This window comes from Flintibacter muris, assembly GCF_943192995.1.
Classification (GTDB): domain Bacteria; phylum Bacillota; class Clostridia; order Oscillospirales; family Oscillospiraceae; genus Lawsonibacter; species Lawsonibacter muris.
Map to the genome: position 1 here is coordinate 140,943 of NZ_CALPCP010000002.1, position 13,317 is coordinate 154,259.

Sequence of the window (13,317 nt, forward strand, 5' to 3'; positions counted from 1 at the left end):
ACAAGGATTTATACCTAAACCCGGCAAAACGGCATTCTATCGCGTAACAAATCCACAACCATATTCCTCCTCTTTGCATTTCGAGTCCATTATGCTATAATTTTTCCAAAGGATAAAAAATCCTTTTTCTGTCCGAATGATATCGGATTATTTTCAAAAAGCACACTATCAAATATTGATAGAGCATAATTAAAACATTATGCGAATGGAGGACGCAATAGATATCACTCAGCTGGAAGCATTCAAAATGATTGCCGAGACAGAATCCTTAACTCGGGCAGCAGAGAAACTGCATATTTCCCAGCCGGCCATGAGCGCAATGCTGAAACGGCTGGAAACCGATTTAGGCGCAGAACTCTTCCACCGCAGCCCAAACCAAATACGGATCAACGAAACCGGGGAACTAAAACATCCCAAGTTGGAAACAATTCCGTTTCTCAATGACAAAGTCTATTTGTCTGTCTCCAAGAATCCATGTGCTGGCTCAGCAGGATACTATTTCTTTGCGAGAACTGCCCACTCAGCCCTTACTCCTCCCCACTATCGGCGGATATTAGGGGAAGTAGAGCGGATAATTAAGGAAGAACATCTAAGCCTCACACCAGTGAAAAACGAATACCTTATGACTCAACATATGGGTCTGCCGGCCTTTTTGTATTTTCGGTTAAGAAGCTGCGTTTTTGGGAGAGTTACTGGAAATTCCGGATGACAATGCCCTCGCTCTCAAAGGCCTTGCGGATACGTTCCACAAAGGCCAAGGCCTTGGCCCCGTCGCCGTGGACGCACAGGGTGTCGCCCCGGATGGGCACATCCTTGCCGGTGATGGAGGTAACCACGCCCTCCTTCACCATGCGGATACACCGCTCCACCGCCAGGTCCTCGTCGGTAATCATGGAGCCGGGCTGCTTCCGGGGCACCAGGTTCAGGTCATCCTGCACGGCCCGGTCGGCAAAGATTTCCGCCGCCGTTTTCAGGCCCATCTTTTCGGCCTCCTCACCCAGCACCGCTCCGGCGCAGTAGAAAATCATGATGGAGGGGTCGATTTCGTACACTGCCTCGCAGATGGCCCGGGAGACCTCCCGGTCATACTGGCACAGGTTGCCCAGCGCCCCGTGGGGGGCCACATGCTGGAGCTTCAGGCCGCTGCTGTGGGCAAAGGCCCACAGGGCGCCAATCTGGTACTTCATGTAGTTTTTGACCTCATCGGGACTGAGCACCATCTTCCGGCGGCCAAATCCCATCAGGTCGGGGTAGCCGGGGTGGGCGCCCACCGCCACGCCCCGCTCCTTGGCAATTTTGACCACCCGGTCCATCACCATGGGGTCGCCGGCGTGGTAGCCGCAGGCGATGTTGGCGGAGGTGATATAGGGGAGAATGCCCTCGTCATTGCCAATTTTGTAGGCGCCGAAGCTCTCACCCATGTCGCTGTTCAGGTCGATCTGATACATCCGGTTCCACTCCTTTATCATAAATTTATAGCGCTTCCCGCCGCAGGGGCGGGAGGGCAGATTATAGGAAAGTCAGCTGTGCTTTACCACCTGCACCTGGTGGGTCCGTCCGTTTACCGTGACCTTATAGGTAATTCCGACCGGCTGGGCCGCCTGGGACTGGGCGGGCTGGGACTGAACGGTCTGAGGCCGGTCCAGCTGCCCTTTCAGGTCCTCCAGCTCCTGGGTGAACTCCCGCCAGAGCCTGTGGGCCTCCTCCACGGTCACCGCCTGGAAGCGGATCACATCGCCGGTCTTCCTCTGGCCCACCAGGGGCAGGTCGGCGGAAATGACAGTGGCAATCTTGGTGTAGCCGCCCACGGTCTGCCGTTCGGCCAGCATAATAATGGGCTGGCCCGAGGTGGGCACCTGGATAGCTCCAGTGACCATGCCGTCGGAGATAATGTTGCCGTCGGTTTTGTGCTGGATGACCGCCCCCTCCAGGCGGCATCCCATGCGGTCAAAGTCCTTGCTGACAGTGTAGGGCTGGGACAGGAAGGCGTTGATGCCCTCTTTGGTAAACATGTCGTCCTGGGGACCCAGGATGACCCGAATGGTGACCTCCTTCCCGGCGGGGGCCGGGACAGGCGCAATGCGGGGGGCGGCCAGGGCTGTGTTGGGGGCCCGGAAGCCCACCTGGTCTCCCTTGGCCAGCTTGCGGCCCTGGTAGCCGCCCACCTGGTTTTGCAGGGCAGTGGCCCGGCTGCCCATCACCTGGGGGACGTCCAGTCCGCCGGCGAAGGCCAGATAGGAGTGGCATCCGGTTTTGGCGGCGCCCAGTCTCAGCTGGTCGCCGGCCTTGACGGCCACAGCCTGATACATGGGGCAGGGCTGGCCGTTGAGAACGGGGCCCATATCCGCCCCGGTGACAGCGATAACATTGCTCTGGTCAAAGCGCAGGGTGGGGCCCAGCACCGTGGCCTCCAGGGCGCTTTCCCCCGGATCGTTGCCCACCAGAAGGTTGGCGGTGCGGAAGGCTTTCAGGTCCATGGGGCCCGCCGGGGACATACCAAACTGCTCATAGCCGTAACGGCCCTCATCCTGGATGGTGGTAAGAACGCCGGGATTTTCTGCGGTAAAGCCCATGGTCACTGCCCCCTTTCATAGCTCTTGCACTGGTACTCGCCCAGCTCAACCTGCCGTTTGATCTCCATAAATTCCGCCTTGTCCACCGGGACGTGGCGAATCCACTGGCCCGCCTTCAGCAGGAACGGGTTCTCCTTGCGGTAGTCGCAGGCCAGAATGGGGGTGGTGCCAATGATATTCCAGCCACAGGGCTGATCGAAGGGGATGATGTCGCTGAGGGCCAGCTGAACCACAATACTGCCTCCCGGAATGCGCACCCGGGGGGACTCCCTCCGTTTGAAGGAGAAGGAATTCTCAAACCGGGCGGTGTAGGGGTGGCCCGGGGCAAAGCCCAGCATGTACACATAGTAGTCGCTGCCGCTGTGGATCTTGATGATCTGCTCAGGGGTGGTGTTCTCCAGCTTGGCAATCTCCTCCAGATCCAGGGCATACTCCCCCTCGTAGAGGACAGGGATCTCGGTAACAATGGCCTTTGGCAGCTGGGACAGGTCCATATTGGCGGCGGACTGGCTGATGGCCTCTTTCAGCTGGTCCAGATCCGCGTTCAGCGGGTCGTAGTGGACCAGCAGAGCCCGGTAGGTGGGGACCAGCTCCCCCATACCGGGAGTTTTCTTCTGTTCCAAATCATATTTCAGGGCCCGGACCTTCTGGTTGACCTCCATGCTGATCTCGTTTTCAAACTCCACCAGAAGGGCCTGGTCGCCCACATAGCGCACAGTGTAGTCAGACACAGCTTTTTCCTCCATCCAAACAGATTTTCAGGTTCCCGCCCCTTCCGGGGCGGGAACAGTGATAAAATGTATGAAATCAGCTGTTGTAGACCTTGGCGTCAAACTCGTTTTCGCTCTTGGCCACGATCACGGTGGTGGCGGCGTCGCCTACCACGTTCAGGGTGGTCAGCACCATCTCACAGGGCTTGTTCATGGCCAGGATCAGGGAGTAGATGAGGGTACAAAGCTCGGTGCCGAAGCCGGCGCCGGTGAGCACCGCGTACAGCATCACAGTGCCGGCGGCGGGGATGGCGGGGGTGCCCATAGAGGCGCAGATGGCCAGCAGAGTCATGGTGGCGTAGTGCATGGGGGTAACCTCCAGGCCGGCGCAGGTGGCAATGAAGGCGGCGCCAATGATGTGCATGATGGCGGTGCCGTTCATGTTGATGGTCATGCCCACAGGCAGGACAAAGTTGGTGATCTCCTCGCTGCAGCCCAGTTCCTCGACGCAGGTTTCCTTATTCAGGGGCAGGGCGGGGGCGGAGGCGGCGGCGCCGAAGGCGATAATGGCCACCTTAATCATCTTCTTCATAAAGATAAAGGGATTGCAGCGGGTGACAGCGCCAATGGCCACAGGGTAGGCCACCAGCAGATAGATAACCAGAACAATGAGGGTAACCAGGATGTAGGAGAAGATGTTGCTGACCTGGTCAATGCCGTAGATGGCGAAGGTGCGGGTGACCATGCAGAACACGGAAATGGGGGAGCAGGTGATGATGAGGAAGTCCAGGAACTTCTGGGTAATCTGGGCGGCCTCGTCGCAGAAGGTTTTGAACACGGTGATCTTGCCGCCCATGGAGGCAATGCACACGCCGATAGCCACTGCGCAGGAGATAACGGCCAGCATCCGGTTGTTGGAAGTCATGGGGGCGATCAGGTTGTCGGGCACTGCGTTGACGATCGTGACCAGAATGTTGCTGGTCTCAATTTCGGTGACGCTGGCTGCGGCCTGGTCCACGCTGAAGGGACGGTAGATGTTCATGCCAATGACGATTTCAGAGGCGATAGCGGCGAAAACACAGGCTACCAGATAGAACAGAACAAAGATAATGATGGTCTTGCCGGCGATACGGCCCAGCTTTCTCATATCATTCATGCTGCACACGGACATGATAATAGAGAAGAACACCATAGGGACAATGGCCAGCTTGAGTGCGTTGGTAAAGACAGTTTGAACAATGTAGAACAGGCCCAGCGCGTTGCGTCCGGCGCTGACGGTGATGTCCTGGAAGAAGATCGTATTGATGATGTTCCAGGTACCGGGGTCCATGGAGGTCTTGGCCAGGCTGGCGATAATGCCGCATACCACACCCAGAATCAGACCGGTTATCATGCGTTTGACAAAGTTTTTACGTGCTTTTTCTCCCATGTTGGTCACTCCCTAATTTGATTTTTGTGTGCTTTTGTCCTGCTGCGTCCAGTATAACATAAAGAGTGACATATGGTAAAATGAATAATTTTAAAGAAGAATATTTAGGTTTTCTATATTTAACGACGAATTTTCGTCATTTTGTCAAATATCGGAATTTTCAATATATTGCCTTAAAATTATCTATTTGCCCGGCGGTTTTTCGTGTGCTATACTCAAAACACACCGAAAAATTGGAGCACTAAAAATTTGGGAGGGTTCTTTATTATGAAAATCGTAGTACTGGATGGATACACTGAAAATCCCGGTGACCTGAGCTGGGCCGGCATGGAGGCGCTGGGCGAGGTAACGGTATATGACCGCACCCCCCTGGACGATGAGGGGGAGATCATCCGCCGCATTGGCGATGCCGAGGTGGTGCTCACCAACAAGACCCCCATCAGCCGGGCCGCCTTGGACGCCTGCCCCAGCGTGAAGTTCATAAGTGTGCTGGCCACCGGCTACAATGTGGTGGACGTGGCTGCCGCTCGTGAGAAGGGCATCCCCGTGTCCAATATTCCCACCTACGGCACCGCCTCTGTGGGCCAGTTCGCTATCGCCCTGCTGCTGGAGATCTGCCACCATATCGGCCACCACAATGAGGCCGTCCACGCCGGCCGCTGGGAGCACTGCGACGACTGGTGCTTCTGGGACTACCCCCTCATTGAGCTGGCGGGCAAGACCATGGGCGTGATCGGTTTTGGCCGGATCGGCCAGCAGACAGGCAAGATCGCCAAGGCGCTGGAGATGAATGTCATTGCCTTTGACAGCTACCCCAACGACTCTGGCAAGGCCATTGCCGAATATGTCACTCTGGACGAGCTGCTGGCCAAGTCTGACGTTATCGCCGTCCACTGCCCCCTGTTCCCCGAGACCCAGGGTATCATCAACAAGGACAATATCGCCAAAATGAAGGACGGCGTCATCATCCTGAATAACAGCCGCGGTCCCCTGGTGGTGGAGCAGGACCTGGCCGACGCCCTCAACTCCGGCAAGGTGGCCGCCGCTGGTCTGGACGTGGTATCCACCGAGCCCATCAAGGGGGACAATCCCCTGCTGAAGGCCAAAAACTGCATCATCACCCCCCATATCTCCTGGGCCGCCAAGGAGCCCCGCTCCCGGATTATGAACATGTCCGTGGACAATATCAAGGCCTATCTGGCCGGGGCCCCCGTCAACGTGGTGAACTGAAAGGAAGATTATTATGAGCCTGCGTTCCGATGCTCAGACTATCATCTCCGCCTCCATCCGGGCGGTACAGCCTGACGCCGCCGTCCAGCGTGCCCTCCAGGGCCGGGAATTTCCCGGCCGGGTGGTGCTGGCGGCGGCGGGTAAAGCCGCATGGCAGATGGCTAAGGCGGCCTGTGACTGCCTCCAGATCGACGCCGGTGTGGTGGTCACCAAGTATGGCCATGTGGCCGGAGAGCTCCCCGGCTGTACCTGCTATGAGGCGGGCCACCCGGTCCCCGACGAGAACTCCTTTAAAGGGACCCAGGCGGTGCTGGATATGGTATCCGGTTTGGCGGCGGAGGACACGGTCATTTTCCTGCTGTCCGGCGGGGGGAGCGCCCTGTTTGAAAAGCCCCTCATCCCTGGGGAGGAGCTCCAGGACATCACCAATCAGATGCTGTCCAGCGGGGCGGACATTGTGGAGATGAACACCATCCGCAAGCGGCTGTCCGCCGTGAAGGGAGGGCGCTTCGCCCAGTTGTGTGCCCCCGCCCGGGTCTTTGCCATTGTTCTCAGCGATATCCTGGGCGACCCCCTGGATATGATTGCCTCCGGCCCCGCCTGCGCCGACCGGTCCACCTGTGACCAGGCCCTGGCTATTGCGGAGAAGTACCGCCTCTCCCTCACCTCCCAGGCCAAAGAGCTGCTGGCGCAGGAGACCCCCAAGGAGCTGGATAACGTGGAGACCCAAATCACCGGCAGCGTCAGGGAGCTGTGCGCCGCCGCCGCCCGGTCCGCTCAGGAGCTGGGCTATGAGCCGGTCATCCTCACCGATCTGCTGTGCTGTCAGGCCCGGGAGGCCGGGTCCTTCCTGGCCTCCATTGCCCGGACCCACCAGGGACAGGGCAAAAAGCTGGCCTTTCTGGCGGGGGGCGAGACGGTGGTGAAGCTCACCGGCACCGGCAAAGGGGGCCGCAACCAGGAGCTGGCCCTGTCCGCCGCTCAGGGTATCGCCGGGCTGGACAATGTGCTGGTCTTCTCTCTGGGCTCCGACGGCACCGACGGCCCCACCGACGCCGCAGGCGGCATGGCGGACGGCCAGACGGCGTCCCGGCTTCAGGAGCAGGGCCTGTCCATCCACCAGGTGCTGGAGGACAACGATGCCTACCACGCCCTGGCCAAGGCGGACGGCCTGATTGTCACCGGTCCCACCGGAACCAACGTCAATGATGTGGCTGTGGTTTTGATCGGCGGATAATATAAAATTTCTAGATATTCAAAATCGAAATTAACAATTTTACAAATATAAAAGTTTGTGATATACTGTTAATATCAACTGAAAGGAGAATGAATCATGTTTAATCCTGCCAGCCGTATGGAAGCCCTTCCCTTCTCCGAGATCCGTGTGATGATGGAGAAAGCGACCCAGATGCAAAAGAACGGTGAGGACGTGATCCACATGGAGATCGGCCGCCCCGACTTTGACACCCCCGAGGTTATCAAGCAGGCCGCCAACAAGGCCCTGGCCAACGGCAACGTGTTCTATACCTCCAACTACGGTACTCCTGAGCTGCGCCAGGCTATCGCCGACAAGCTCAAGCGGGACAACAATATTGACTACAAGGCCGAGGAGATCCTGGTGACTATTGGCGTGGGCGAGGGCACTTACGCCGCTGTGGCCGCCTTCACCGAGCCCGGCGACGAGATTCTGGTCCCCGACCCCGTGTGGCTCAACTATATCCATGTGCCCCACTTCTTCGGCGCGGTGCCCGTCAGCTACGCCCTGAAGGAGGAAAATGACTACCAGATCGACCTGGACCAGATTGAGAGCCTGATTACGCCCAAGACCAAAATGCTGGTCATCAACACCCCCGGCAACCCCACCGGCGTGGTCCAGTCCTATGAGACCCTGGAGAAGCTGGCCGAGATCGCCAAGAAGCACGACCTTATTGTGGTTTCCGACGAGATCTATGAAAAGCTGGTCTATGACGGAGCCAAGCACGTGAGCATCGCCGCCCTGCCCGGCATGAAGGAGCGGACCATCACCCTCAACGGCTTCTCCAAGTGCTACTCCATGACCGGCTGGCGCCTGGGCTACGTGGCCGCCCCGGTGGAGTTCATCAAGGCTATGGTCCGGGTCCACGCCTACATCAACACCTGCGCCCCCTCCTTTGTCCAGGAGGCCGGCATCACTGCCCTGGAGAAGGCTGAGCCTGATGTGCAGGAGATGGTGAAGGAGTACCAGCGCCGCCGGGACTACACCGTGTCCGCCATCAACGCCATTGACGGCCTGAGCTGCAAGACCCCGGGCGGAGCCTTCTACATCTTTGTCAACATCAAGCAGCTGGGCAAGACCTCCGCCGAGATGGCTGACTATCTGCTGGAGACCGCCAAGATTGCCGCCGTACCCGGTTCCGCCTTTGGCCCCCAGGGTGAGGGTTACATCCGCCTTTCCTACGCATGCAGCTACGAGCGCATTGTAGAGGCCATGGAGCGGATGAAGAAGGCGATTGAGGCCCTCAGAGCCTGAACACTTCTCCGATCGGGATATTGAATTTCAGGTTTTCCAGGTAGATGGCCAGCTGTTCCTCAAAAAACTCCAGGGCAGGCTCACTGGTAACCAGGGGGAAGCGGTGGGTGATCTTGTAGCAGCACCGGTCCGGGGGCGGGTTTTTCAGCTCGCTGACGTAGATAGGCCGGGACTGGGCCATGTCATAGACCACCGACTCCGGCGCGATCATCCAGCTCTCCCCCTCCTGCCACAGCCGGCGGGCCAGGGTGATGGTGTCCAGAGCGACGCAGGGCCGGGCATAGTTGGTCAGCCACTGGTTATGCCAGAGCTGATAGGGGTCGTCCCACTTTAAAAAGATTTCCCGGGAGCCATCCAGCTCCTCAGTGTGGACCAGAGGCTTGTCCACCGCCGGCCTGGCGGACTGGATCAGGTAAAATTTCTCCTGGAATACCCGCTCACAGAGAATGTTTTTGTAGTACAAGTGGTAGAACACAAACCCCACGTCGATATCGTGGTTATCCAGAATCCCGTACAGCTCTGCCGACTGGTGGGTGCGCACATCCAGGTCTACAATGGAGTCCGGACCCATCAGCTCCCGGTAAAAGGGGGCCAGCAGCGCCACGTTGACGCTGTCCGTACAGCCTACCGACAGCAGCACCCGGTCCCGGCTGCGCTTCAACAGCCGGGTCTCCTTCCACAGTGAGAGCATCCGCTCGGCAATGGGGATGAACTCCACCCCCTCGGGCGTGAGCTCGATCTGCTTAAAGCCCTTGCTGCGGGTAATAAGGGCAAAGTCCAGCTCCTTCTCCAGCACCTTGAGCCGGTGGCTGATGGTGGGCTGGGAGAGGAACAGGGTCTCGGCTGTTTTGGAGATGCTTTTAGTGTTGACAATGGTTAAAAACATTTCCACATCGGTCAGATCCATAGGGACGCGCCTCCTTAAATATTTGATTTTTCTATATTATAAATGATTTTTCGAGTTTTGGAAAGAAGGTTTTTATCATGGCAGTTGGTTGCAGAATCAGACGTAATTTTGTCCGCCCGGACCGGGCGCTGGTGGAGGCCTTCCGGGGCATTCCCGTGGCCAATATTGACGACTGCATGGGCCGTCTGGCCGCTGTGGACGCCGGACTGGAGCCCATGAACCACTCCCCCCTGCTGGGCACCGCCTTTACCGTGCTGTGTCCCGCCGGCGACAATCTGATGTTCCACAAGGCCCTGGATATGGCTCAGCCCGGTGACGTGCTGGTTATCGCCGCCCGGGGCAGCCTGAGCCGCGCCCTGTGCGGCGAGATTATGGCCACCTATGCCAAGAGCCGGGGCCTGGCTGGCTTCATCATTGACGGCTGCGTCCGTGACCGGGATGAGCTGGCCCAGTTCACCGACTTCCCCGTCTACGCCCGGGGCGTGGTGCCCAACGGCCCCTACAAGAACGGCCCCGGTGAGATCAACTTCCCCGTCAGTGTGGGCGGCCAGGTCATCTGCCCGGGAGATATCCTGGTAGGCGACGGCGACAGCGTGCTGGTGGTCAAGCCCGAGGACGCCGAGCGGGTAGCCAAGGAGGCCGCCGCCGTCCAGAAGAAGGAGCAGGGCCAGATTGCCGACATCCTGGCCGGCAAGGGTTTCCCCCGTCCCTTCGTGGACCAGGTGCTGGAGCAGATCGGCGTGGAGTATGTAGACTGAGTATAGGTATAACAAAGGCCCTGACCGGATTTCGGTCAGGGCCTTTGTGTTGCTCCTATTCAACGCTATGGTAGGGGCGGCCTGTGGCCGCCCGCCTGCCACCGGCAGGACTATTCGTTTCTGAGGGCGACTGCAAGCCACCTCTACAAGCGTCCACAATTAAAATTCCGCGTTTTTGGCCCACCAGGGATCAGCCATCCAGCAGAGACAGGATCTGCCGCTTACAGGCCAAAAATTCCTCGCTGAGGGCAAAGGACATATTCCGGGGCCGGGGCGGCTGGATGGTCAGCTCAGCAGTGATCTGCCCGGGCTGGCCCGACAGGATGCAAACCCGGTCAGAGAGCAGCACCGCCTCGTCGATATCGTGGGTGATAAACAGGGTGGCCAGCTCCAGCCGGTCCATCATTCCCATGTACCACTGGTGAATCTCCCGTTTGGTTAGGGCGTCCAGGGCGGAAAAGGGCTCATCCAGCAGCGCCACCCCCTGAGACCCCAAAAAAGTCCGCAGCAGCGCCGCCCGCTGGCGCATTCCCCCGGACAGCTGGGCCGGGTACTTGTCCTGGGTTTCCTCCAGGCCAAAGGCGCCGAAATAGGACAGGGCCGTTTCCCGGGCCCTCCGCCTGTCCTGACCCTGGATGACCAGGGGCAGGGCCACGTTGTCCGCCACCTTTTTGTGGGGCAGAAGCAGGTCCTTTTGGAGCATATAGCTGATTTTGCCCGGTGCGCTGGTGATATCCTGCCCTTTCAGCAAAACCCGTCCTCCATCCGGGCGCTCTAGCCCGGACAGCACATTGAAAAGGGTCGTCTTTCCCGCTCCGCTTACTCCCAGCAGGCAGACCAGCTCCCCCTCCCCCAGGGTGAGGGAGATGTTTTGGATGATGGTCCTGCCGCCGTAGGACTTTGTGATGCCCTCCGCCTGAAGGACGGTCTTCGCCGCGTCCCTCATTGGGGGAGATAGTCGTTGGAGAAGCCCGTGTTCTCCGGAATGGGCCGCTCCAGCAGGTTGTTGTCATTCAGCCACTGGTAAAAGGCGTTCCAGCGCTCCGGATCAATGTAGCCCCACCGCTCTTCCCCGGCCTTGTACTGGCCGCCGATCCACTCCTGACTGGCCTTTACCATCTCCTCGCTGCCGGCCAGGGAACCGGTTTCGTCGCCATCGATCAACATTTGGGCGCTCTGCTCCGGGTGCTCAATGGCGTACTCATAGCCTCTGGCGGCGGCGGACAGAAAAGCCTTGGCTGTCTCGGGCTGTTTGTCCAGAAAATCGTTATTGGCCACCAAAATGGGGGTGTAGTAATCGAAAACCGGGTTGACATCCTTAAAGTCGAAGTAGTCAAAGTCCAGGCCGCTCTCTTTGGCGGCAATGCCGCCCCAGGCGTAGAAAATCCAGATGGCGTCGGTCTGGTGCTCCCGCAGGGCTCCGGCCTCGTCGGTAATATTATTGGGAATCAGCTTGACCTGGGAGAAGTCACCGCCGTCAGCGGTGACCGCCTGTTCCATCATGGCCAACTCCGTGGGGGTGTTCCAGGTGGAGTAGGTGTGTCCCTCCAGGCCGGCGGGGCGGTCCATCCCCTCCCCCGCCCGGGAGATGATTCCGGAGGTGTTGTGCTGGAGCAGTGCGGCCACCGCCGTCACCGCCAGGGGGTCCTCCCGGGCAAAGGCGGAGGCGATGGAGTCCTGCGCCGTTCCGGCAAACTCCACCTGTCCGGCGGCGCAGATGGCCACCGCTCCGTCCTCCGGGGGCTGGACGATGGAGACGTTCAGCCCCTCCTCCTCAAACCAGCCCTGGGCCAGGGCGACATACACGCCGGTATAATTGGTGTTGGGAGTCCAATCCAGGCAGAGGGTCACGTCGGTAAGCCCCTCCTTTCCGCCGGTTTTCTGTCCGCAGGCAGTCAAAACCAGAAGGACCGCCAGCAGCAGCGCTCCCATAGACTTAAAATGTCTCATGTTCAGTCGTTCCTTTCTATTTTCTCAAAGGCTTCCCAGGGGCAGGCCCGCCGCCGCAGGGCGGTCACCAGGGCCATCAGCAGCAGGCTGACCGCCACAATGACGATAATCACGGCGAACATCTTGTCAAAGGCGTAGGCCTTCTTCACCCGGGTCATATAGACGCCCAGCCCCTGAAAGCCCCCCAGCCACTCGGAGATGACCGCCCCCACCACCGCATAGGACGCGGATACCCGCAATCCGGAAAAAAAGTGGCTCAGGGCGGAAGGAAATTCCAGGTGGAGGAAAATCTGGCGGCGGCTGGCCCCCATGGAACGCAGCAGATCCGCCGCCGCCCGGTCCGTGCTGGCATAGCCCTCCAGAAGGCTGACAGCAATAGGGAAAAAGGTGGTCAGCGCCACCAGCGTCACCTTGGGCGACATACCAAAGCCCATCCACAGCACCAGAAGGGGGGCCAGGGCAATGGTGGGGATGGTCTGGGTAATGACCAGAACGGGGTACAGCGCCCGGTACAACAGGCGGAAGCGGTGCATGGCGGTAGCCAGCACCAGGGCGGCGGCAATACCCAGACCCAGTCCCATGGCCGCCTCCAGCAGGGTGATGCCGGCGTTCTCCAGCAGGACAGGGCCGTCCTTCACCAGGGCCCGGCACACCTCCACCGGGGAGGGCAGCAGGAAGGAGGGCACCAGTTCCCACTCGCTCACCGCCAGCCACAAGACCCCGATTAAAATCAGGGCCCCGGCCGCCGGAAGCTTACTGGTGATGCTTTGTGACTTTTTCATCGATCCCCAGCACCTGTCCCTCAGGGTTGTAGCCCAGCTTCACATAGGCCGAGACCTTGGGGCTGCCCGCCCTGTGGGCTACCTCCATGCAGCGCTCCACAATCTCCATCAGCTGGTGGAGGTCATCCCCCTCAATGGCGGTCTCGCAGGGCCCTACATAGTAGTGCAGGCCGGTAGATTTGATGTAGTCAATGACCTCGTCCACAATGCGGACAACCTCCTGGTCATTGGGCGCGGCGGGCAGGATCTGGATGGCGACGTTTGCTTTCATAGTGTTTTACCTCCGAATATAAAAAATCAGAACATCCGCAAGTGATGCCATGCGGATGCTCTGATACACCTCAGAATGTACTCCCTACGCTGGCATTACCCAACAGGTTCAAAGGGTCAAAGGCCTAAAGCCTTACTCTCAGCTGCGCGGCAGCCCCCCTGGCTATTCACTTGTATTTGTTCCGCCTACCAGTATAGC

The 13,317-nt window shown here is 58.9% G+C and carries 14 protein-coding genes and 1 riboswitch; of the genes, 5 read left to right on the forward strand and 9 right to left on the reverse strand.

Translation table 11 applies throughout. From position 1 onward, the window contains the following. Positions 1 to 205: 205 nt before the first annotated feature. The gene (locus tag NFS22_RS02950) at positions 206 to 709 is read left to right on the forward strand and encodes a LysR family transcriptional regulator (protein ID WP_277614738.1); all 504 of its coding nucleotides are present in this window, start codon (positions 206 to 208) and stop codon (positions 707 to 709) included. On the opposite strand, the gene NFS22_RS02955 is transcribed toward NFS22_RS02950, so the two are convergent. The 4 genes from NFS22_RS02955 to NFS22_RS02970 all read right to left on the reverse strand — a co-directional run bounded on the left by NFS22_RS02955 (position 690) and on the right by NFS22_RS02970 (position 4,712). Then, positions 690 to 1,448 (reverse strand): LamB/YcsF family protein, encoded by a 759-nt coding sequence (locus tag NFS22_RS02955; protein WP_251316275.1) that lies wholly within the window; start codon positions 1,446 to 1,448, stop codon positions 690 to 692. The two genes, NFS22_RS02950 and NFS22_RS02955, sit on opposite strands and share 20 nt — an antisense overlap. 72 nt (positions 1,449 to 1,520) lie before the next feature. Further along, positions 1,521 to 2,573: a 5-oxoprolinase subunit C family protein gene (locus NFS22_RS02960; RefSeq protein WP_251316276.1), complete on the reverse strand. Its 1,053-nt coding sequence runs from the start codon at positions 2,571 to 2,573 to the stop codon at positions 1,521 to 1,523. Between the two features lie 2 nt (positions 2,574 to 2,575). Further along, the gene (gene pxpB, locus NFS22_RS02965; RefSeq protein WP_251316277.1) at positions 2,576 to 3,304 is read right to left on the reverse strand and encodes a 5-oxoprolinase subunit PxpB; all 729 of its coding nucleotides are present in this window, start codon (positions 3,302 to 3,304) and stop codon (positions 2,576 to 2,578) included. 76 nt (positions 3,305 to 3,380) lie between these two features. Then, complete coding sequence (locus NFS22_RS02970) at positions 3,381 to 4,712, reverse strand: dicarboxylate/amino acid:cation symporter (protein WP_251316278.1); 1,332 nt, start codon at positions 4,710 to 4,712, stop codon at positions 3,381 to 3,383. Between the two features lie 267 nt (positions 4,713 to 4,979). Here NFS22_RS02970 and NFS22_RS02975 point away from each other — a divergent pair, with 267 nt between their 5' ends. The 3 genes from NFS22_RS02975 (at position 4,980) to NFS22_RS02985 (ending at position 8,451) form a co-directional block, all read left to right on the forward strand. Then, positions 4,980 to 5,942, forward strand: coding sequence for a D-2-hydroxyacid dehydrogenase (locus tag NFS22_RS02975; protein ID WP_251316279.1), 963 nt, complete (start codon positions 4,980 to 4,982; stop codon positions 5,940 to 5,942). Between the two features lie 13 nt (positions 5,943 to 5,955). Beyond that, positions 5,956 to 7,179 carry a glycerate kinase type-2 family protein gene (locus NFS22_RS02980; RefSeq protein ID WP_420908827.1) on the forward strand — a complete coding sequence of 408 codons (1,224 nt, stop codon included), beginning with the start codon at positions 5,956 to 5,958 and terminating at the stop codon, positions 7,177 to 7,179. Between the two features lie 96 nt (positions 7,180 to 7,275). Continuing rightward, entirely contained in the window at positions 7,276 to 8,451 is a 1,176-nt protein-coding gene (locus NFS22_RS02985; protein WP_251316280.1) for a pyridoxal phosphate-dependent aminotransferase, read from the forward strand. On the opposite strand, the gene NFS22_RS02990 is transcribed toward NFS22_RS02985, so the two are convergent. After that, positions 8,441 to 9,358: a LysR family transcriptional regulator gene (locus NFS22_RS02990; protein ID WP_251316281.1), complete on the reverse strand. Its 918-nt coding sequence runs from the start codon at positions 9,356 to 9,358 to the stop codon at positions 8,441 to 8,443. The genes NFS22_RS02985 and NFS22_RS02990 overlap by 11 nt on opposite strands. Positions 9,359 to 9,435: 77 nt before the next feature. Here NFS22_RS02990 and NFS22_RS02995 point away from each other — a divergent pair, with 77 nt between their 5' ends. Beyond that, positions 9,436 to 10,116, forward strand: a complete 681-nt coding sequence (locus NFS22_RS02995; protein ID WP_338147926.1) for an RraA family protein — start codon at positions 9,436 to 9,438, stop codon at positions 10,114 to 10,116. Positions 10,117 to 10,306: 190 nt separating this feature from the next. Here the strand turns inward: NFS22_RS02995 and NFS22_RS03000 are convergent, their stop codons facing one another. The 4 genes from NFS22_RS03000 to NFS22_RS03015 are packed head-to-tail and all read right to left on the reverse strand — an operon-like array spanning position 10,307 to position 13,119. Continuing rightward, positions 10,307 to 11,062, reverse strand: coding sequence for an ABC transporter ATP-binding protein (locus NFS22_RS03000; RefSeq protein WP_251316282.1), 756 nt, complete (start codon positions 11,060 to 11,062; stop codon positions 10,307 to 10,309). Continuing rightward, a complete protein-coding gene (locus tag NFS22_RS03005) occupies positions 11,059 to 12,066 on the reverse strand; it encodes an ABC transporter substrate-binding protein (protein ID WP_251316283.1) in 1,008 nt (335 codons plus the stop codon). The genes NFS22_RS03000 and NFS22_RS03005 overlap by 4 nt, the downstream gene beginning before the upstream one ends. 2 nt (positions 12,067 to 12,068) lie before the next feature. After that, positions 12,069 to 12,848, reverse strand: coding sequence for an ABC transporter permease (locus NFS22_RS03010; protein WP_251316284.1), 780 nt, complete (start codon positions 12,846 to 12,848; stop codon positions 12,069 to 12,071). After that, positions 12,820 to 13,119, reverse strand: coding sequence for a thiamine-binding protein (locus tag NFS22_RS03015; RefSeq protein WP_251316285.1), 300 nt, complete (start codon positions 13,117 to 13,119; stop codon positions 12,820 to 12,822). Before NFS22_RS03015 ends, NFS22_RS03010 begins: the two co-directional genes overlap by 29 nt. Positions 13,120 to 13,183: 64 nt before the next feature. Continuing rightward, positions 13,184 to 13,289: riboswitch (TPP riboswitch) on the reverse strand. Positions 13,290 to 13,317: the final 28 nt, after the last annotated feature.

Coding starts and splice junctions, on each gene's coding strand:
- NFS22_RS03010 (WP_251316284.1), bottom strand. CDS start 12,848: ATGAAAAAGTCACAAAGCATCACCAGTAAGCTTCCGGCGGCCGGGGCC.
- NFS22_RS02980 (WP_420908827.1), top strand. CDS start 5,956: ATGAGCCTGCGTTCCGATGCTCAGACTATCATCTCCGCCTCCATCCGG.
- NFS22_RS02950 (WP_277614738.1), top strand. CDS start 206: ATGGAGGACGCAATAGATATCACTCAGCTGGAAGCATTCAAAATGATT.
- NFS22_RS03000 (WP_251316282.1), bottom strand. CDS start 11,062: ATGAGGGACGCGGCGAAGACCGTCCTTCAGGCGGAGGGCATCACAAAG.
- NFS22_RS02955 (WP_251316275.1), bottom strand. CDS start 1,448: ATGTATCAGATCGACCTGAACAGCGACATGGGTGAGAGCTTCGGCGCC.
- NFS22_RS02970 (WP_251316278.1), bottom strand. CDS start 4,712: ATGGGAGAAAAAGCACGTAAAAACTTTGTCAAACGCATGATAACCGGT.
- NFS22_RS02990 (WP_251316281.1), bottom strand. CDS start 9,358: ATGGATCTGACCGATGTGGAAATGTTTTTAACCATTGTCAACACTAAA.
- NFS22_RS03005 (WP_251316283.1), bottom strand. CDS start 12,066: ATGAGACATTTTAAGTCTATGGGAGCGCTGCTGCTGGCGGTCCTTCTG.
- NFS22_RS02985 (WP_251316280.1), top strand. CDS start 7,276: ATGTTTAATCCTGCCAGCCGTATGGAAGCCCTTCCCTTCTCCGAGATC.
- NFS22_RS02995 (WP_338147926.1), top strand. CDS start 9,436: ATGGCAGTTGGTTGCAGAATCAGACGTAATTTTGTCCGCCCGGACCGG.
- NFS22_RS03015 (WP_251316285.1), bottom strand. CDS start 13,119: ATGAAAGCAAACGTCGCCATCCAGATCCTGCCCGCCGCGCCCAATGAC.
- NFS22_RS02975 (WP_251316279.1), top strand. CDS start 4,980: ATGAAAATCGTAGTACTGGATGGATACACTGAAAATCCCGGTGACCTG.
- NFS22_RS02960 (WP_251316276.1), bottom strand. CDS start 2,573: ATGGGCTTTACCGCAGAAAATCCCGGCGTTCTTACCACCATCCAGGAT.